The 17,952-nt window shown below is 34.4% G+C and carries 18 protein-coding genes; 11 read left to right on the forward strand and 7 right to left on the reverse strand.

The features are described from left to right. Window positions 1–101 precede the first annotated feature (101 nt). Both ACXKY9_RS03070 and lepB read left to right on the forward strand, forming a co-directional pair. Window positions 102–782 (forward strand): lysoplasmalogenase, encoded by a 681-nt coding sequence (locus ACXKY9_RS03070; RefSeq protein WP_001051071.1) that lies wholly within the window; start codon window positions 102–104, stop codon window positions 780–782. 177 nt (window positions 783–959) lie between these two features. Beyond that, window positions 960–1,496, forward strand: a complete 537-nt coding sequence (lepB, locus tag ACXKY9_RS03075; protein ID WP_000983311.1) for a signal peptidase I — start codon at window positions 960–962, stop codon at window positions 1,494–1,496. Window positions 1,497–1,533: 37 nt separating this feature from the next. Here the strand turns inward: lepB and ACXKY9_RS03080 are convergent, their stop codons facing one another. Next, window positions 1,534–4,296 (reverse strand): tetratricopeptide repeat protein, encoded by a 2,763-nt coding sequence (locus ACXKY9_RS03080; RefSeq protein ID WP_000151409.1) that lies wholly within the window; start codon window positions 4,294–4,296, stop codon window positions 1,534–1,536. Between the two features lie 487 nt (window positions 4,297–4,783). Between ACXKY9_RS03080 and ACXKY9_RS03085 the strand changes: the two genes are divergently transcribed. Continuing rightward, complete coding sequence (locus tag ACXKY9_RS03085) at window positions 4,784–5,377, forward strand: DedA family protein (RefSeq protein ID WP_000434873.1); 594 nt, start codon at window positions 4,784–4,786, stop codon at window positions 5,375–5,377. A gap of 12 nt (window positions 5,378–5,389) precedes the next feature. Here the strand turns inward: ACXKY9_RS03085 and ACXKY9_RS03090 are convergent, their stop codons facing one another. The 3 genes from ACXKY9_RS03090 to ACXKY9_RS03100 form a co-directional block, all read right to left on the reverse strand. Beyond that, entirely contained in the window at window positions 5,390–5,818 is a 429-nt protein-coding gene (locus tag ACXKY9_RS03090) for an EamA family transporter (protein WP_000100296.1), read from the reverse strand. A 209-nt stretch (window positions 5,819–6,027) separates the two neighbouring features. Next, window positions 6,028–6,174, reverse strand: a complete 147-nt coding sequence (locus tag ACXKY9_RS03095; protein ID WP_000817786.1) for a BH0509 family protein — start codon at window positions 6,172–6,174, stop codon at window positions 6,028–6,030. Window positions 6,175–6,329: 155 nt separating this feature from the next. Then, window positions 6,330–6,746: a pyridoxamine 5'-phosphate oxidase family protein gene (locus ACXKY9_RS03100; RefSeq protein ID WP_000550211.1), complete on the reverse strand. Its 417-nt coding sequence runs from the start codon at window positions 6,744–6,746 to the stop codon at window positions 6,330–6,332. A gap of 178 nt (window positions 6,747–6,924) precedes the next feature. Between ACXKY9_RS03100 and cax the strand changes: the two genes are divergently transcribed. Beyond that, window positions 6,925–7,980, forward strand: coding sequence for a calcium/proton exchanger (gene cax / locus ACXKY9_RS03105; protein WP_000482135.1), 1,056 nt, complete (start codon window positions 6,925–6,927; stop codon window positions 7,978–7,980). Window positions 7,981–8,059: 79 nt separating this feature from the next. Next, complete coding sequence (locus tag ACXKY9_RS03110) at window positions 8,060–8,857, forward strand: YfkD famly protein (RefSeq protein WP_002100706.1); 798 nt, start codon at window positions 8,060–8,062, stop codon at window positions 8,855–8,857. A 35-nt stretch (window positions 8,858–8,892) separates the two neighbouring features. On the opposite strand, the gene yfkAB is transcribed toward ACXKY9_RS03110, so the two are convergent. Continuing rightward, window positions 8,893–10,020, reverse strand: a complete 1,128-nt coding sequence (gene yfkAB, locus ACXKY9_RS03115) for a radical SAM/CxCxxxxC motif protein YfkAB (RefSeq protein ID WP_000973550.1) — start codon at window positions 10,018–10,020, stop codon at window positions 8,893–8,895. A gap of 213 nt (window positions 10,021–10,233) precedes the next feature. On the opposite strand from yfkAB, the gene ACXKY9_RS03120 reads away from it, so the two are divergent. The 6 genes from ACXKY9_RS03120 to truA all read left to right on the forward strand — a co-directional run bounded on the left by ACXKY9_RS03120 (window position 10,234) and on the right by truA (window position 16,156). Further along, window positions 10,234–10,416: an SE1561 family protein gene (locus tag ACXKY9_RS03120; protein WP_000513558.1), complete on the forward strand. Its 183-nt coding sequence runs from the start codon at window positions 10,234–10,236 to the stop codon at window positions 10,414–10,416. Window positions 10,417–10,618: 202 nt separating this feature from the next. After that, window positions 10,619–12,139: a class I fumarate hydratase gene (gene fumA / locus ACXKY9_RS03125; protein WP_000413520.1), complete on the forward strand. Its 1,521-nt coding sequence runs from the start codon at window positions 10,619–10,621 to the stop codon at window positions 12,137–12,139. A 127-nt stretch (window positions 12,140–12,266) separates the two neighbouring features. Next, window positions 12,267–13,049: a delta-lactam-biosynthetic de-N-acetylase gene (gene pdaA / locus ACXKY9_RS03130; RefSeq protein ID WP_000875956.1), complete on the forward strand. Its 783-nt coding sequence runs from the start codon at window positions 12,267–12,269 to the stop codon at window positions 13,047–13,049. A gap of 59 nt (window positions 13,050–13,108) precedes the next feature. Next, window positions 13,109–13,972 (forward strand): DNA-3-methyladenine glycosylase family protein, encoded by an 864-nt coding sequence (locus ACXKY9_RS03135; RefSeq protein ID WP_000269421.1) that lies wholly within the window; start codon window positions 13,109–13,111, stop codon window positions 13,970–13,972. Window positions 13,973–13,982: 10 nt separating this feature from the next. Continuing rightward, complete coding sequence (gene rlmD, locus ACXKY9_RS03140) at window positions 13,983–15,362, forward strand: 23S rRNA (uracil(1939)-C(5))-methyltransferase RlmD (protein WP_000615200.1); 1,380 nt, start codon at window positions 13,983–13,985, stop codon at window positions 15,360–15,362. A 56-nt stretch (window positions 15,363–15,418) separates the two neighbouring features. Continuing rightward, a complete protein-coding gene (gene truA / locus ACXKY9_RS03145) occupies window positions 15,419–16,156 on the forward strand; it encodes a tRNA pseudouridine(38-40) synthase TruA (protein WP_000553118.1) in 738 nt (245 codons plus the stop codon). 44 nt (window positions 16,157–16,200) lie between these two features. On the opposite strand, the gene ACXKY9_RS03150 is transcribed toward truA, so the two are convergent. Together ACXKY9_RS03150 and ACXKY9_RS03155 are read right to left on the reverse strand one after the other, a co-directional pair. Further along, window positions 16,201–16,398 carry a hypothetical protein gene (locus tag ACXKY9_RS03150; protein WP_000063913.1) on the reverse strand — a complete coding sequence of 66 codons (198 nt, stop codon included), beginning with the start codon at window positions 16,396–16,398 and terminating at the stop codon, window positions 16,201–16,203. Between the two features lie 149 nt (window positions 16,399–16,547). Beyond that, window positions 16,548–17,951: a sigma-54 interaction domain-containing protein gene (locus ACXKY9_RS03155; RefSeq protein ID WP_001258455.1), complete on the reverse strand. Its 1,404-nt coding sequence runs from the start codon at window positions 17,949–17,951 to the stop codon at window positions 16,548–16,550. Window position 17,952 lies beyond the last annotated feature (1 nt).

Below are 17,952 nucleotides of genomic sequence, written 5' to 3' on the forward strand. Positions count from 1 at the left end.
AATGGAAGAACAGTACTGTTCTTCTTTTTTCATAGAAAAAGGATAATAGACTAAGTGTAACGAAAAAAGATACAAAAAGCATTTATTGAGGAGAAAATATTATGAATCTACTTTACGTGGTGTTAATTGGGCAAATATTTCTTTTTTTTATTGGTGCAATTTATGCAATGGGGCAGACAAAAAGAACGAAAGATAATATGCCGTTACCTTTAGCAATTCGTCTTATTCTTAGTTTTTCTTTAACAGGTAGTGCAATTTGCATATGGTTACAAGATCCATCTGTAGAGTATAGTACGTGGGTTGCACTTGGTATGACTTTATCGACTGTGGGAGATTTGTTTATGGCTGGGCTGATTCCAATTGGTCATCGATTAATTGGAGGGATGGTTACTTTCGCTCTTGCTCATTGTTTTTATGTAAAAGCATTTTTGCAAACAGGAATTTCATGGAATGGTTTTTGGATTGGCTTACTCGTATATGGGCTCTTTCTAATTGTAGGATGGTTCTTCTTTATCCGAAATGATAAACAGGATAAGTTGTTTACGATAGGAGCTCTAATTTACGGATTGTGGGTTGGAGGAATGGCTTGCTTTGCATTCGCCTTATATTATGAAAATACAGGGATATGGTGGATACCAGCGTTTGGTGGCTTACTGTTTGTAATTTCTGATTTCATTATTGGCGTGACAGATATCGGAGGGCGTAAATTGAAGTATGAGCCACTTTGGATTTGGCTTACATATGTAGCTGCTCAAATGTGTATTGTATATGTGGGATTATAAAAAGATACTCTCAAAAATAGTGGATAGACTATTTTGAGAGTATCTTTTTTGCTTGTTAATTTGATCAGTATTTTTATTGTGAAATTTCTAATATTATAATTTTACAATTCAGAATTTTGTAGAAAATCACCGGTCGTATTATTTATAATAAAAGTAAAAAGATGATGAGTTGGTGAAATGATGCAAAAGAAAAAACGTTGGCGTGAATTCTTTGGAACTATTGCAATTGCATGTTTATTGGTGTTTTTGGCGAAAATTTTTGTGTTTTTTCCGACGACTGTAAAAGGAGCATCTATGAGGCCAACGTTGCAAGATGGAGATAGGGTGATTGTTAATAAGTTAGCAAAACAATTTGAAAGCTATGGGAGAGAAGATATTATTGTTGTGAAAACAGATAATTTTTATGTCAAAAGAGTGATTGGATTGCCTGGAGATATAATTGAGATGAGAAATGATCAATTATATGTAAATTCTGAAATGAAAGATGAAGAGTATTTGGATAGTAATAAAAAACAAGCAGAAAAAAAACTTATGAATTTAACAGAGGACTTTGGACCGATTACAGTTCCTAAAAATAAGATTTTTGTTATGGGAGATAATCGCTTAATAAGTAAAGATAGTAGAAATGGTTTAGGTTTTATTGATAGAGAAGATGTGTTAGGAAAGTTAGCAGGCATTTATTATCCGTTTGAACATATGAAAATAATAAAGTAAAAAAACCAAGCAAATTTTAGTTTGCTTGGTTTTTTTGTTAAACAGTAGGAGATTCGTTTGATACAAAGATATCTTCATGTTTCTTTGTAGTACTTAAAACAAATTTATGTTGTAGTAATTGTAGTTTAAATAACGCCAAAGGATCATGATATGTTTCTGGATTGCTTCTTAGCGTCGCTAATGTTTGCTCGTCTTCCTGTATCTCAAGTTGAGCTGCATCTACATTTTGTTTCAATATATTAAGTGGATCTTTGAAGAACATCATGATATCACGTTCTAATGCACCTTCAAATACTTCAAATTGAAGGAAGAATTGTTTGGAAATTGTGTGAGCAATTTCTGTATAGTCTTCTGTTTCAATATATTGTTTATATTTGTTGGCGAGCATAGATTGGTTTTTTTGCATATTACCAAATAATTTTCCGGCACTTTTTAAGAAAAACTGTGTCGGTGTAAAGCGTAATAAAATATTGATGTTCGTTACTGTAATTCGATTTGTCATTCGTGCAACATCTCGATTCCAATCATCTAATAATTTGAAATCGCAAGGAAGTTTCATACGTTCTTCTTTATATAATTTATTAAACGTTTCACTCATTTCATCTAAATAAGCTTGAGCTTGAATAAATTCATTATGTGCTGTTTCAATCCATTCTTGAATAGACCCAGTAAATTTAGGAAGAAGTACCTGTTGTACATGCTTTTGAACACGTTCATTCATTGCAGCATTTAATTCTTCATGAACTAGTTTGAAATCACTATCTTCTTGAACAAGATCAGAGCAACTCTGTAATAATTCAGGAATTTGAGAATGTATATCTCGTGTAATTTCTTCTTTCGTTAAAAGATAGGATTCGGTAATAGAGCGAATTTTATCTTTTTCAAGAGCAGTAAGGTTATTAATAAATCCAGTAAGTTTCACTGAGATGTGTTTATTCCAGCGTACGGATTTTACTAATGTATTTTCTAATTCCACACGTTCATTTATGAGATAAGCAATTGTCTTTTGTGTAAACCATATTAGCTTTTCTATACGTTCTTTTTCTATATCGCGTTTTGCAAGATTAGAGAGAATAGATTCTGTTACATCTCCAAGTTGCTGGCTACTCTCTTGCGAAGGAGAGTATGGGAAGAATTGTGCATCTGGAAAATGTACTTTAAGTTTACTAATTAGTTTTTCATTAGTAGTCGTATTATTTGTGTGTAATACGAAGTGAATTTGTAAGTTTGGTACTTGTTCACGTAAATAAATTAATGTATCAATTTCTTTACTATGCAATGGTGAAGAAGAATTTAATACGTAAACAAGACTATCTGCTGCTTGTAAGTATTCAAAGTATGCATTGTTTTTATCCAATTGCTCTTGAATGGATGGTGTAAGAAGAAATGTAAACTTATTTTTTCTTAAAAACCTACTTGGTAGCTTAATTTCTATACATTTTTTCTCAAGTTCTGACTGAGCAGATGTAGCCGTTATTTGATGGAATTCATCAAGGTTAGGGATATTTCGTATATCTAACTCGGTAAATTCTGTTATTTCAGTTTGACTAGCGTCTTTAAATAGAATAGGAGTTGTTAAAGTTTCAGTTAAGATGTTCTCTCCCAATATTGAATTAACAAATGATGTTTTATCATGGTCACTAGTTCCAGCTATTAGTAGTGGTGTGACATTTAAATCACATAGTTCATGGACTAGTAGCGTAAATTGATGACTTAAATCTACATCATTTTTCTCAGCCCATACAGCGATTGTTTCGAATAAATGAGAAACTGTTTCCATATTTACATCTGCTTCAGCTGATGTATTAGAAAGTAAGGATCCAGCACTTTTTACGAGTAATGATTCTAAAGTTGTAGGTGAGACTTCATTCCATGCTAACACTGCTGCAGAGACAACTAGAGAATCTTTTGCTTTCGTTAAACTAAACCAATTTGTTAATAAATTTGGTACAAGTCCGTTTAATTCATGCATAAAATGATTTCCGGTAATTAATGCAAAGTATGTTTCTTGATAGCGAGTAGAAATTTCATTCCAATCGTCATTATTGTCTGTTTCAATATGCAAGAATAAATGATTAATACTTTGAATCCAAGGAAGGTATAAGGATTCATGTTGATAGCTATTCCAAAGAGCAATAACAAGCTCTTTAAATTGAGCTTGATCAACAGCATATAGAGCTTTTAAAGACTCATAGAAATATTCAGGCTTAATATTTTTTGTAAATCCTTTGTTTATGTAATTTATTAACGTATCAAACCAGTGTAAAGATTGTGTTCGAATACCTTCTTGAACAGCTAGTTCGATAGCGTTGTTCCAATCTTCTTGTTTTTCATAGAAAGAACGTGCAATTGCAGTAATATTTGGATAATCCGGTTGGAATGCAACAGCTTCACTAATCGTCTTAAAAGCGAGTCCTAAACGATCTTGTTCGATATAAAGAGAAAGAAGTTGTAAGGAAACCTCCATCGTAAGAGTTGTATCTTCCGTTTGAATAGATTGATAAATTTCTTCTGCCTTTGGTAAGAATCCTAGTTCAAAATAAGCATCTGCAATATTTTTTGTCGCCCAAAGTGCAAGAGCATTATTTACTTTTTCCCATTTAAATATAGCTGCTTCAAAATCTTTATTTTGATAATAAAATTCACCTTGAGCAAATCGAATATTAGAAATGTTGGAGAATTCATTTTTAGATTCATTTATATATGCTTCACCGAGTACTTCCGATGCAGGAGTAGAAGTTTCTTCTGTTAAAAATGTTTTATAGTAAACTTTTTGAATAAATTGATTTTCAATGGTCATGTTCGTTCCCCCCTGTATAATTTAGAAAAATGATGTCGTATGTAAAAGGGTGTATGTTCTTTTAATAGGTAGAAGTTGCATTATATAGACCAAACTATGTTTTTGCTAGATATATCATTTTTCTTGAGAGTTAAACCGTTGCGAAAAGTAACTTTCCTTTATTGTAACAAAAAAACACGCATATGAATTTTTATTTTTTATCGGGTTATTTGCGGGCAGTAAGAATCTAATCTCAAAATTGTTGAATGTAAGTAAGTTATGTGGGAGTCGGGATGTCTATAGAAGCAAGATTGGCATAGGTTAATAATTAGTAGAGGATAAACAAAACTCCCACTGATTAAAGTTTCACTTTATCTCTGTTAAAGGAAAGAATAGAAGTAGAGTTCATTATAAAAACAATGTATAGTGAATATGTATACCATGTTTGCCTTAAAGATAGAAAGGGTACAATGTGGAATAACGATCGTGCATAGGATGTGTCTTCCGAATGGAACAACATATTGGCGAGTTAATCGCGCATTATGGCTATTTTGGAATTGTTATAGCTTTGGCTGGTGGGATTGTCGGATTACCGATACCAGACGAGTTTTTATTGACCTTTGTTGGTTATAATGTTTCAAAAGGAGTTATGTCAGGAACTGCTGCTTTTTTAAGTGGGATGGCTGGTGCGATGTTAGGGATCACGTTAAGCTACATATTAGGTTTAAAACTTGGGCTCCCTGTTTTAAAGAAATATGGGCCGAAAATTAGAATTAAAGAACATCACATTGAAAAAACACATATTTTATTTGAAAAATATGGGCCATTTCTTTTAATGATTGGTTATTTTATACCGGGAGTACGTCATTTAACGGCATATTTTGCTGGAGTATCAAATTTGACATTTTGGCGTTTTTGTTTGTACGCTTATGGTGGTGCGCTTATTTGGATAAGTGTTTTTATTGGGCTTGGCTGGAAGTTAGGCGAGAAGTGGCGCTTCGTTGAGTATAGTTTACATCATTATGGAATATGGATTTTATTAATTTCAGCAGTTGTTACATGTGTTGTATGGTTGTACATAAAGAAAAAGAAAAACCGCTAATAGCGGTTTTTTTTAGCTGAAAGCAATAAATAATACACCAGCTGTAATAAAGACTACACCAACACCGGTCATAAAGTTTAACTTTTCACCGAGGATAATCATAGCGAGAATGATAGAAAATACGACGCTTAATTTATCGACAGGAGCTACTTGTGAAACCTTTCCTGTTTTGAGGGCAAGAAAATAAAATAGCCATGACGAAGCACCTGCAACCCCACTTAATGTGATAAATAGCAGTGCTTTTTTATTTAGCAGTACGTCGCCGATATTTTGAAATTTACCTTGTATGATAATAACGCCTATCATAAATAATGCCATAATAATAGATCGAATTGTTGTTGCAACGTTTGCATCGATTCCGTCTAAACCAAACTTTCCAAAAATAGATACAAGGGCAGCAGCAATTGCTGATAATAGTGCAAATAAGAGCCACGAACTCATAGTAAAATTCCTCCAATCTTACAGTATTATACATGAAAATGATTCTCATGTATAAAGTTGAAGCAATTGAGCTTTATAGGAAGTGCGACTTCAACTTAACTTCTTGCTCCACCTGAATTTTAAGGTGGGAGTTTTACTGCCTGCAAATAGTGGGCTAAATAACGAAATAATCCCCACCTTATATTTTTAATAAGGTGGGGATTATTATACTACTCTGCAATTTCCTCATATAAAAAGTACGTTACATTATAAATATGTTCTACTTCATCGTCTGTCATAAACAGTAATTCGTCACGCTCAATCCCTTTTTTCTTTTCAATAAACTCAATCATGTTTTTGCGTTCTTCTCTCTTCATCAATTTTATTTCTCCTCTCAATCTGTTTTAATACAGTTTATTTAAGTTACTGCTATTATATAACAGAATCTTTAGAAAGTTCCACCTATTTTATTGTTTTTTCAAAAAGAACTTTTCGACAAAACAAGCCCACCTAAGGAGGGGCTTGTTTTATTTTATAGTCGTAAAAACTCAGGCTCCGTCGTACCGGCACCATCAATGTAATAAATTGTGTCGGGATTGATTTTTATCAATACGTAATTAGGGTCTTCAGGACCGAGTAACCAACGTTTTAAGCTATTATTCCAAAACTTGTTTTTTAATGTTGAGTCTTCCTCGATTGAAGCTAACCCTTCAACTTCAATATAATCTTCATCTAATTTTTTTCCTTCACGTCCAAGTAGTACATGTACATTTGGATTTTTTTCGATATCTGTTATCTTTTTTGATTTTCGATCTGTTGCAACATATAGTACAAAATCTTCATGGAAAAACATCATAAAGGCGCTATGAGGTTTCTCGTTACGTACTGTAGATAATACACCAGTACGTTGTCCTTGAATAATAGTTGCAATTTTCTCTTTTAAGTGCATATTCTTTACCTCTTTTCCTAATTTATATTTTCTCTGTTTAAACAAGATAATTTAAATATCTTTCATACTGTTTTCTTTAAGTCGATTTTTTAAACGTAATCGTGATGAAATCGGACAAGTTAGGAGAAGAATAATAATAATATTGAGGAGAAATACATACGATGGAAGGATGAAAAGCATGTTTAATAAAATATTTCTTATAGTAGCACTTATAGGTGTACCACTATCTGTACTTGGCAAAACACTTCATTGGCCAGAAACAATTATGTTCGCTGTGTATTGTATTACGATTATCGCATTAGCTGGTTTTATGGGGAGAGCAACAGAGAGTTTAGCAATTGTTTCTGGTCCTAGAATAGGCGGATTATTAAATGCTACTTTCGGTAATGCTGTTGAACTTATCATTTCAATTTTTGCACTTCAAGCAGGGTTAATTGAAGTGGTGTTAGCTTCTTTAACCGGTTCTGTACTTGGAAATTTATTATTGGTAGGAGGGTTATCTTTCTTTGTTGGAGGTCTTAAATACAAAAGACAAAGTTTTAATGTATATGATGCAAGGCATAATTCAGCTTTATTAATATTTGCTGTTGTTGTGGCCTTTGTTATTCCAGAGATCTTTTCAATGAAGATGGACGCTGGCAAGACGTATCAATTAAGTATAGGTGTTTCTATTATTATGATTATCATGTACCTTGCTGCATTACTATTTAAGTTAGTTACGCACCGTGGTGTATATCAACATAAAAGTGACGAAGTAGCGCATGAAGAAGAGCAAGAGTGGTCAAAAGGGAAGGCGCTCCTTATTTTAGCGATAGCAACACTGGCAGTAGCTTATGTGTCAGAGGCACTCGTACATACTTTTGAAACTGTTGCAAAGTCATTTGGTTGGTCAGAGTTATTTATAGGGGTTATTATCGTTGCGATTGTTGGGAATGCAGCGGAACATGCGTCTGCAATTATTATGGCTTATAAAAATAAAGTAAATATTGCAGTCGAAATTGCAATAGGCTCTACATTACAAATCGCCATGTTTGTTGCTCCTGTATTAGTATTGCTATCTATGTTCTTCGCGCAAAGGATGCCTTTAGTATTTACTATACCAGAACTTGTGTCTATGATTACAGCCGTTTTCTTAACGATTGCGATTTCAAATGATGGAGATACAAACTGGTTTGAAGGTGGCACTTTACTAGCGGCGTATGTCATTATGGGAATTGGTTTTTATTTATTATGAAAAATAGGCATAACAATTGCGCTCAGAGAAAACAATAAACGAAGTAGTATATATACCTACATAGGAAGGAGCCAGACAGGTGAAACGAGTATACAGCATATGTCTTTCAACTATGGTCTCGTTTATTTTATTATTTCCTAACATGAGTTTTGCAAAGACAACAGTAGGAACAAAAATGCCTTCATCTGTTTTAAATATTTCAAAAGACAATACATTTCCAAATGATGCGCAAGATTTGCCACGTTTACAACCAAGTAAATTTGCTCAAGAGCTATTGAAAACGGCTAATATTAAAATTGAAAATCCAGACTTAATTCGGATGTTTAATGAAACGACAATTTCAAATGCGCCGCTTGCAGTAGGGTATCGGGCAAAAATTTATTTAGGTCAATGGGCTTTACATTATGAATCAGTAGACACATCGATTAATTGGGAATATAAACAAGTGAATCGAAATGTGTATGATAATCGCGGAGGAGACCGTTTATATCCACTTCGCTATAAGCAAGAAACACAAAAGACGGTTGAAGGCGATTTAACAGCAGATATGAAAGATGCTGCAGATGTGAAAAAAATGATGCTTCTCAAAGCACTTGAAAAAGTACAATTGCCGCTTTCATTTAAAACGACTATTGGTTATGGTACAGGGCATGAGCGTGTGTATAATATTAGTCCGAGTCAACTTGGATATTTATATGCTTATACACCAGCAGTAAATGAAAAAGGAAAAGTAACATTTGGAGAAGTATACCTTGTATTAAAAGGAAATCAAAAAAGGCTTGTTGTAAAAAATATTACTTCTCAAGGAATCGGTGCTGCTATCCCAATTCATGATTATTTGTATTTTAAATTCATTTCTTCTTCCCACTCGCAATAACATGAAAAAACGTCAGCTTATAAGCTGACGTTTTTTTATAATGTAATATTTGCTGTTTTTGATAAGAAATCTTCTGTCGGATAGTAGCTGTTTTTTACAAGAACATTTGGTCCAAGACATTTTACTGCAGGACAGTGACAGCTTAATGATTTTGCTGTTTTTGAAGCGCTCCATTTTTCATACGCTTCTTGTAATGTGTTTGTTTGTATGTTTCCTAGAAGTGGAACATCACCAAAATCAGTAACGATAATATTGCCATCAAAAATATTTACATTTAAGCGTGAACGACCATCTGGATCGTTACGAACAGTTACATTTTTGCTCTCTTGTAACTTTTTAAATGTGGCAATGTCTCGCTCGTCATCGCTACAAGCATAGAAAGGTAAAGTTCCAAATAACATCCATACATTTTCATCGCGAATTTCTAGTAAATGCTCAATCGCATCACGAATTTCAGCTTTTGTTAAAATCTCTAGATTACTCGCGAAGTCACTTGGATACATTGGATGAACTTCATGACGTTTACAGCCCATCTCTTCGACGATTTGGCGGTGAATATGTTCAATATGTGGTAGAGTTCTTTTGTTTAGCATTGTTTCGGCAGATACAAGTACACCTGCATCTGATAGAGCCTTACTATTTGTAATCATTCTTTCGAATAATTTTGCACGTTGTTCGTAAGTAGGTTTACGCTCCATCATTGCAAATCCGCCTTCAACGAAGTCATCAATTGTTCCCCAGTTATGAGAGATATGCAATACGTCTAAATAAGGAATAATCTGTTCGTAACGTGCTAAATCTATAGTTAAGTTAGAGTTGATTTGAGTGCGAACGCCTCGTTCATGGGCATATTTTAAGAGTGGTGTTACATAGTTGTCGACGGATTTTTTTGAAAGCATAGGTTCGCCGCCAGTAATACTTAAAGAACGTAAATGAGGAATCTCATCTAATCGTTTTAATAAAAGATCCATCGGAAGCGGATTCGGGTCTTTCGGCTGTAACGTGTAACCAACAGCGCAATGCTCACAGCGCATATTGCATAACGTCGTCGTTGTAAACTCAACATTTGTTAATAGTAGTTTGCCGTACTCTTCAAGGTCCATATACGCTTCCCATGGATCGTAAGAAGGAGTAATCGGCTTCATTTTTTGTGATATCATCATATGAAATACTCCTTTGACTATTGAAATAACAATTTGTCCATTCTCTATAATAGAAGAATATGTGCTTTTTATAAAGTGAAACTTTTTAGCATGAAAAGAGAGAGGGCTTACATTATAGTGGATGACTGTGACAAAATTGATGAAATTTCATGCCCATAGCAATCGTTTTTGCGGTATAATAAAAGCAACTCGAATTAAAAGGAGAGTGCCTTCATGGGAAAAGCAATTCAAGATAAAGATACACAATTAGTATATTTAAAAGAACGTTTAAATATGTTCATTGAAGTAATTGATACAATTGAACCCGAAGAAGTAGAATTAGAAGATGTAGATCGTCTTCTTGCAATGTTAGATGAATTAGAATTAAAATGTGAGCAATTTAAAAAAGACGAATAATATATTAAAAAGGCTACCAATTCCAATTTGGTAGCCTTTTTCTGTTCGGGTAATAGAAGGACGATAGAAAAAGAGGTATAATCAAGTTGTGAAAAATTTCATTTATGCTCTAATAGCGTGAAATAAATAGCTAAAGAGCATAACAATTGAATTTTCAGCTCATAACGTTTTGGTAGCGTTCACAATTGAGGGGGAAGTAACAATGGAAAAGCTTCAAGAAAGCATGTATCAACTAATTGTTGAAACGTCAACGAACTTACCGAAAGATGTTCGTCGTGCGATTCAACAAGCGAAAGAGCGAGAAAATGCAGGGACTCGTTCTGCGATGGCACTTGGCACAATTACAAATAATATTAAAATGGCTGATGATAACATCTCGCCGATTTGCCAAGATACAGGGATGCCAACGTTTAAAATTTATACACCAGTTGGTGTGAATCAATTAAAGTTGAAGGAAGCTATCTATAATGCGCTTGAGCGGGCGACAAAAGATGGTAAACTTCGTCCCAATTCTGTTGATTCTCTTTTTGGAGATAATAGTGGAAATAATTTAGGACCAGGTACGCCGGTGATTAAGTTTGAACAATGGGAAAAAGATTATATTGATGCACGTTTAATCCTAAAAGGTGGTGGCTGTGAGAATAAAAATATTCAATATAGCTTACCGTGTGAACTAGAAGGACTTGGACGAGCTGGCCGTGATTTAGAAGGGATTCGTAAATGCCTTCTTCATGCAGTATATCAAGCACAAGGGCAAGGATGTAGCGCTGGTGTAATTGGTGTTGGTATCGGGGGAGACCGCACATCAGGTTATGAATTAGCAAAAAATCAATTATTCCGTACATTAGATGATGTCAATCCAGTACCAGAGTTACAACATCTTGAAGAGTACGTATTAGAAAATGCGAACAAGCTTGGCATTGGTACGATGGGATTTGGCGGAGAAACAACTTTACTTGGTTGTAAAATTGGCGTCTATAATCGTTTGCCAGCTAGTTTCTATGTATCTGTTGCGTATAATTGCTGGGCATATCGTCGCCTTGGTGTGAAAATCCATCCTGAAACAGGAGACATTATGGATTGGCTATATCAAGAAGGGGAAGATACACTTCAGCATGAAGTACAAGAAAAAACAGAGCAACGTGAGATTGTATTAGAAGCACCAATTACAGAAGAGCAAATTCGTGAACTTCGCGTTGGTGATGTTGTAACAATTAATGGCATGATGTATACAGGTCGTGACGCAATCCATAAGCATTTAATGGATAATGATTGTCCAGTAGATTTAAATGGACAAATTATTTACCACTGTGGTCCAGTTGTTGTGAAAGATGACAATGACAATTGGCAAATTAAAGCGGCAGGTCCAACGACAAGTATTCGTGAAGAACCGTACCAAGGCGATATTATGAAGAAATTCGGTATTCGCGCTGTCATTGGAAAAGGCGGTATGGGTGCGAAAACATTAGCGGCTTTAGAAGAACATGGCGGTGTATATTTAAACGCAATCGGTGGTGCAGCGCAATATTATGCTGAATGTATTAAAGAAGTGAAAGATGTTGATTTCTTACAATTTGGTATTCCAGAAGCAATGTGGCATTTACGTATCGACGGTTTTAAAGCAGTTGTAACGATGGACTCTCATGGTAATAGCTTACATGCAGATGTTGATAAAACATCACTTGAAAAATTAGCTAGCTTTAAAGAGCCAGTATTTAAGTAAATAAAAAATGCATCTCGAATGATTCGAGATGCATTTTTTTGGTATATATAGAAAAACATGTTCAGCATGAAAGAATGCGTTGCAACAGAAACTACAAGTACGATTATATATGGAAAGGAGACTATTTATGAAATATAAATGGTTATATATCGGTCTCATTTTTTCAATTATGATGGCACTTGTTCCAGTTTCAGCACTGGCTTATACAAATACTCCACATAACTGGGGAATCCCGCGTCCTAAAAATGAAACAGTACCAGATGCAGGAAAGTTATATACAGATTTACTACAAAAAAATGGCGGGTTTTATTTAGGAGATACGAAGAAAAAAGATATTTATTTAACATTTGATAATGGATATGAGAATGGATACACAGGGAAAATATTAGATGTATTAAAAGAGAAAAAAGTACCAGCAACTTTCTTTGTAACGGGGCATTACATTAAAACACAAAAAGATTTATTGTTAAGAATGAAGGATGAAGGACACATTATTGGAAACCATTCTTGGAGTCATCCTGATTTTACAGCGGTAAATGATGAGAAACTTCGTGAAGAATTAACGAGTGTAACGGAAGAAATTAAAAAAGTAACTGGGCAAAAAGAAGTGAAATATGTACGTCCTCCGCGCGGTGTATTTAGTGAAAGAACGTTAGCTCTTACGAAAGAAATGGGCTATTATAATGTATTTTGGTCACTTGCATTTTTGGATTGGAAAGTGGATCAGCAAAGAGGATGGCAATATGCGCATAATAATGTTATGACGATGATTCATCCAGGATCTATTTTATTACTTCATGCAATATCAAAAGATAATGCAGAAGCACTTGCAAAAATCATTGATGATTTGCGCGAGAAAGGGTATCATTTTAAAAGTCTAGATGACTTAGTAAAAGGCAATCAACCGTAAGCATGTATGCTTACGGTTTTCTCATGCTATAATGATGTGTAAAAAGGATGGGGAAACGTATGTGGAGCGAGCATGTTACGTTAGAGTATCCGTATCATTTTGAAGAAGTATTAAAACGTTTATCTTTTGATCCTCTTAACGTCATTCAATTAGATGAGAAAGTTATTTATATCCCGCTTTGTATCGACGAGGAACAGGTTGTTGTTCGCTTACAAGGGATTGGTACTGTTCAAAATCCACAGTTTTGGATTTCTAGTCAGACAGGAGATCCAGAGAAAGTCATGAAACGAATGAGAGCCATTTTTCATTGGAATGAACCGTTTCAAGATATACAAAATCATTTTTTAAACACATCATTACGTCCACTATTTGAAACATATGCTTATACTCCAATTATTTTAGAATTTGATTATTTTGCTTGTCTGCTTCGCTGTATCATTCACCAACAAATAAATTTGAAATTTGCTACTGTGTTAACAGAACAATTTGTGAAACGGTATGGAACAGAGAAGAACGGTGTATTCTTTTTCCCCACTCCGGAAATAGTAGCAAATATTTCAATAGAAGAATTGAGAGAGCAGAAGTTTAGTCAGCGAAAGGCTGAATATATAGTAGGATTAGGTCGAAGTATTGTCAGTGGTACATTAAATTTAGCGAGTATAGAAAATGGGACGGAAGAAGACATTTCAGCACAATTGTTGCCAATTAGGGGAATTGGTGCATGGACAGTGCAAAACTTTTTAATGTTTGGGCTTGGACGGAAAAATATGTTCCCGAAAGCGGACATTGGGATTCAGCGTGCAGTGCAAGGTATATTTCAATTAGATGATAAACCTGATGATGCATTTTTAGAAAAATTGAAACAAGAGTGTGAACCATACTGCAGTTATGCAGCGTTATATTTATGGAAAAGTATAGAGTAGAGGTGTAATAATGATACAAAAGCAACATGAGAGTAAGTTGGAAGTTGGTCAAACGTTTCCTGTGACAATTAAACGTCTTGGGATTAACGGAGAAGGCGTTGGTTATTTTAAGAGACAAGTTGTTTTCATTCCAGGGGCATTACCAGGAGAAGAAGTTGTTGCAGAAACAACGAAAATTCAGCGTGGCTTCGCTGAAGCGAAAGTGAAAAAAGTTCGTAAAGCTTCACCGCATCGTGTGAAAGCACCGTGTCCAGTATATGAGGAGTGTGGCGGTTGTCAGCTGCAACATTTAGATTATAAAGAACAATTGAATCAAAAGCGTGATATCGTTGTACAAGCATTTGAGAAGTACATGAAAAATAGTATGGAAGAGAAAATTCGTCCAACGCTTGGCATGGAAAATCCATGGCATTATCGTAATAAGAGTCAATTACAAGTGGGGCGTAAAGACGAAAAGGTTATTACAGGGCTATATAAACAAAACTCACATCAGTTAATTGATATCGCTCACTGTATGATTCAACATAAAGCAACGAATGAAGCGACAAAAGTTGTAAGACGTATTTTAGAAAAATTAAATGTTTCTATTTACAATGAGAAAAAACAAAAAGGTTTAGTACGCACAATTGTAACACGTACTGCAGTTCAAACAGGTGAAGTACAAGTTACACTTATTACAACAAAAGAAGAATTACCAAATAAAGAACAATTTATTGCAGAAGTACAAAAACAGATGCCAGCGGTTAAATCAATTATGCAAAATGTAAACTGGCGTAAAACATCTGTTATTTTTGGCGACAAAACATTTAAATTAGCTGGAAAAGAAGTAATTCAAGAAACACTTGGTGATTTATCATTTGAATTATCAGCACGTGCGTTCTTCCAGTTGAATCCAGAGCAAACCGTTGTTTTATATAATGAAGCAAAAAAAGCCGCTGCGTTAACAGGCGATGAGAAAATTGTAGATGCGTATTGTGGCGTTGGTACAATCGGTCTTTGGCTTGCAAATGATGCAGCGGAAGTACGTGGTATGGATGTAATTCCAGAAGCGATTGCAGATGCAAGAAAAAATGCGAAGCGTCACGGATTTACAAATACGAAATATGAAGCAGGTAAAGCTGAACAATGGTTACCGAAATGGGTAAAAGAAGGATGGCGTCCAGATGTAATTGTTGTCGATCCACCACGTACAGGTTGCGATGATAAATTACTGGAAACAATTTTAAAGGTGAAGCCGAAACAAGTTGTGTATGTGTCTTGTAATCCTTCTTCATTAGCGCGTGATGTACAAGCATTAATGAAGAGCTATGAAGTGGAGTATGTGCAACCAGTTGATATGTTCCCGCATACAGCTCACGTAGAAAATGTAGTGAAGCTTGTTAGAAAGTAAAGTTTATTAATATTCCCTCATGGTATGAGGGAATATTTTCTATGAAGGAGAATATTATGCATAATTATAAATTAACAATTCAGTACGATGGCGCACGTTTTAAAGGATGGCAACGTCTCGGTAATAACGATAATACAATTCAAGGAAAAATCGAAAGTGTCATATCTGAAATGGTCGGAAAAGAAATTGAAATTATTGGTTGTAGTAGAACAGACGCTGGTGTACATGCTTTGAATCAAGTTGCTAACTTTCAAAGTGATGAGAAGTTAGTGGAACATAAAGTGAAAAAATATTTAAATCAATATTTACCTAATGATATTAGCATTACGAATGTGGAAGAAGTACATGATCGTTTCCATGCTCGTTACAATTCTAAAGCAAAAACATATCTGTATAAAATTTGGAATGAAGAGCATACAAATCCATTTATGCGTAAATACAGCATGCATGTGAATAAAAAATTAAATGTGAAAAGCATGAAAGCAGCTGCGAAACATTTAGTTGGTTCACATGACTTTACTGCTTTTTCAAATGCGAAATCAAAGAAAAAATCTATGGTTCGAGAAGTATATACACTTGATGTGATGGAAGAGGCAGGGTTTGTACAAATTAGAGTAAGTGGTAACGGCTTCCTTCATAATATGGTAAGAAAAATTGTCGGGGCATTAATTGAAGTTGGATTAGGACAATTAGACGCTGAAGCAATTCCAAACATTTTAGAGGAAAAGCAGCGCAATCAAATTAATTGTCTTGCTGAGGCAAGTGGGTTGTATTTAGAGAATGTTGAGTTTTAATGGCAAATAAAAAAATCGGGCTAAGTAGCTCGATTTTTTTTGTATTACGAAGATTTCTCGTTTTTTATACGTAGCTTCAAATTCCAAAAAGCAGCAAGCATAATAGCTGCAAAGGAGCCACTAATTGTTGCTAATAGCTTTGCATAAGGATAGGCGTTTATATCAATTAGTAACATCATACATACAATGGTAGGGAAGAAGGCTAAGTATTGTAATAACTTTAATTTGTTATCATTACTCATATATATCGCTCCTTTCTAGTATGTTATATGTTTATTGTAGCATATTTTACCAAGTGTTTATTTGTATGTTAAAGCAGATTTATGCTGCATTAACAAGCAATAAAAGTCGAATTGATTAGGGCTAGCAATCCACTCATCCAAGTTTCATTTCATATGTGTAAATGCAGTTTTTTAATTCGATATTGTAAGTTTTGTCTACTTAATCCTAAAAATTTTGCAGCTTGTGAGATATTCCCGTGATACTCTTTTAGAATTTGATTGATGTAGTTTTTTTCCATTTCTTCTATTGTGTGCTTTAACGTTTTAGGCGTATCAGTATCGTTATTAGTTAAGAAAGGTTGCATATTGAATTCTTTTTTTATTCGTTCGCGAAAGCGAGTGGGAAGATGAAACGCTGTAATGATGTTTTCATCTTCAACTAAATTCATTGAACCTTCAATGATATGTTCCAATTCTCTTACGTTTCCAGGCCAATCATATGCATATAAAAACTCTCTTACATGCACATCTACATCTGTTACACTAAGTCCGAATTGAATATTGTATTTTTCGATAAAGTGCTGAACAAGAGCCGGAATATCTTCTTTTCGTTCACGTAAAGGCGGAAGACATAAAGTAACGACGCTTAATCGATAATATAAGTCTTCTCGTAATCGATTGTGTGTAATAGCTTCAAGAGGATCTTCATTAATAGTTGCTATAATACGAACGTCAATTTCTTTTTCTTGTGTGCCTCCGATTCTTCTTATTGTTTTTTCTTGTATAGCTCGCAGTAACTTCGCTTGAAGTGCTGGACTTAATGAATTAATCTCATCTAATAACAAAGTTCCTCCGTTCGCTTCTTCGAATAAGCCTGATTTATCTATTGCTCCTGTAAAGGCACCTCGATTTGTGCCAAATAGTAGGCTTTCCATTAAGGTATCAGGTATAGCGGCACAGTTTTGTGAAATAAAGGGTTTTGTTGAACGCTGACTTTCATTATGGATGCTTTGTGCAAATAGTTCTTTACCAGTGCCTGTTTCTCCTACTAGAAGTATGGAGGAAGATGTACGAATTACTCTTTTTCCTTCTGTAATGATTGATTGAATGGCTTTAGAATCACCAATTATGTGATCAAAGGTAAATTTGGTGCTTTGTTTTCGAGAAGGACCCATTTTTATCGTCTGCTTTAAGTGACTAATTTCTTTTGATATTTCAATAGCGCCTTTAATTTTTCCATTTTCTATTATAGGGAAAGTATCGTTAATCGTTGTAATTTCTTGTCCTTTATTGTTAAAATACGTTTGTTTTATATTTTTGTTTGTTTTTCCTAATTTTAATGCCTCTATAAGAGTACTATTTTTATTTTCTTCAAATGCAAATACTTCTAAAGGACTTTTATATAATACATCTGAGCGTTCCATTGATTCAATTTCCATCATTTTGCGGTTGTAGATAATCGTTTTACTTTCCTCATTAATAATATGAATCCCGATATCGAGCTCATTGAGTAAAGTTTCATATAGCATATTCATTTCAACGATCTGTTTTAAATTAATTTCTTCTGTACGCATA

The sequence above is a fragment of the Bacillus sp. 2175 genome, from assembly GCF_057812155.1.

Bases quoted from the DNA above. Each gene is read 5' to 3' on its own strand.
- fumA (WP_000413520.1), top strand. From the start codon at position 10,619: ATGGAAAAGCTTCAAGAAAGCATGTATCAACTAATTGTTGAAACGTCA.
- ACXKY9_RS03135 (WP_000269421.1), top strand. From the start codon at position 13,109: ATGTGGAGCGAGCATGTTACGTTAGAGTATCCGTATCATTTTGAAGAA.
- rlmD (WP_000615200.1), top strand. From the start codon at position 13,983: ATGATACAAAAGCAACATGAGAGTAAGTTGGAAGTTGGTCAAACGTTT.
- ACXKY9_RS03100 (WP_000550211.1), bottom strand. From the start codon at position 6,746: ATGCACTTAAAAGAGAAAATTGCAACTATTATTCAAGGACAACGTACT.
- ACXKY9_RS03095 (WP_000817786.1), bottom strand. From the start codon at position 6,174: ATGAAGAGAGAAGAACGCAAAAACATGATTGAGTTTATTGAAAAGAAA.
- ACXKY9_RS03150 (WP_000063913.1), bottom strand. From the start codon at position 16,398: ATGAGTAATGATAACAAATTAAAGTTATTACAATACTTAGCCTTCTTC.
- ACXKY9_RS03070 (WP_001051071.1), top strand. From the start codon at position 102: ATGAATCTACTTTACGTGGTGTTAATTGGGCAAATATTTCTTTTTTTT.
- truA (WP_000553118.1), top strand. From the start codon at position 15,419: ATGCATAATTATAAATTAACAATTCAGTACGATGGCGCACGTTTTAAA.
- ACXKY9_RS03080 (WP_000151409.1), bottom strand. From the start codon at position 4,296: ATGACCATTGAAAATCAATTTATTCAAAAAGTTTACTATAAAACATTT.
- ACXKY9_RS03090 (WP_000100296.1), bottom strand. From the start codon at position 5,818: ATGAGTTCGTGGCTCTTATTTGCACTATTATCAGCAATTGCTGCTGCC.
- yfkAB (WP_000973550.1), bottom strand. From the start codon at position 10,020: ATGATGATATCACAAAAAATGAAGCCGATTACTCCTTCTTACGATCCA.
- lepB (WP_000983311.1), top strand. From the start codon at position 960: ATGATGCAAAAGAAAAAACGTTGGCGTGAATTCTTTGGAACTATTGCA.
- ACXKY9_RS03120 (WP_000513558.1), top strand. From the start codon at position 10,234: ATGGGAAAAGCAATTCAAGATAAAGATACACAATTAGTATATTTAAAA.
- cax (WP_000482135.1), top strand. From the start codon at position 6,925: ATGTTTAATAAAATATTTCTTATAGTAGCACTTATAGGTGTACCACTA.
- pdaA (WP_000875956.1), top strand. From the start codon at position 12,267: ATGAAATATAAATGGTTATATATCGGTCTCATTTTTTCAATTATGATG.
- ACXKY9_RS03155 (WP_001258455.1), bottom strand. From the start codon at position 17,951: ATGCGTACAGAAGAAATTAATTTAAAACAGATCGTTGAAATGAATATG.
- ACXKY9_RS03085 (WP_000434873.1), top strand. From the start codon at position 4,784: ATGGAACAACATATTGGCGAGTTAATCGCGCATTATGGCTATTTTGGA.